Annotated in this window: 1 protein-coding gene and 1 pseudogene; one reads left to right on the forward strand and one right to left on the reverse strand. The window is 41.8% G+C overall.

What is annotated here, in order from left to right; all coding sequences use genetic code 11:
• On the forward strand, positions 1-294 hold a 294-nt coding region (locus R7Z77_RS28360; protein ID WP_318137436.1), incomplete at its 5' end, for an MlaA family lipoprotein.
• Positions 295-381: 87 nt separating this feature from the next.
• On the opposite strand, the pseudogene R7Z77_RS28365 reads toward R7Z77_RS28360, so the two are convergent.
• Positions 382-522: pseudogene (locus R7Z77_RS28365) on the reverse strand (aromatic hydrocarbon degradation protein); the annotation flags it as partial.

Below are 522 nucleotides of genomic sequence, written 5' to 3' on the forward strand. Positions count from 1 at the left end.
CCTGGTTATGGTCCTTATACTCTGCGAGAAGTGACAGATACCGTCGATGGTATGTATCTCCCATTATCTTACTTGAATATTTGGGCTGGTTTAGGGAAGTGGGCATTAGAAGGTTTGGAAAAACGAGCGTTGCTTGTACCGCAAGAAGCACAGCTTGATAGTTCTCCAGATCCTTATGTACTGACTCGAGATGTCTACATTCAGCGTCAAAACTTTAAAGCAGAAATCGACACGGTAGAAGAAGTGAATCCGGAAGAAGAAGCGTTGTTAGACGAATATCTAGATGAATTCTAATCGTTGATGTTTCAAATAAAATGAACGCAATAAAAAAGGCTTAGCAAGTGCTAAGCCTTTTTTGTCTCTCGATTTTTTAACGAGTAATTAGAAACGGTAGTTCGCTTGAACACCGATTAGCCAAACGTTACCCGTTGTTTCACCAACGAATTGACCGCCAACTACTTCAGCTGAATCGTCTGACTTGTAGCCACGAGACTCAACGATTGGTGCGTCTTTCGCGATAAT

It is taken from the genome of Vibrio sp. 1401 (assembly GCF_033340295.1).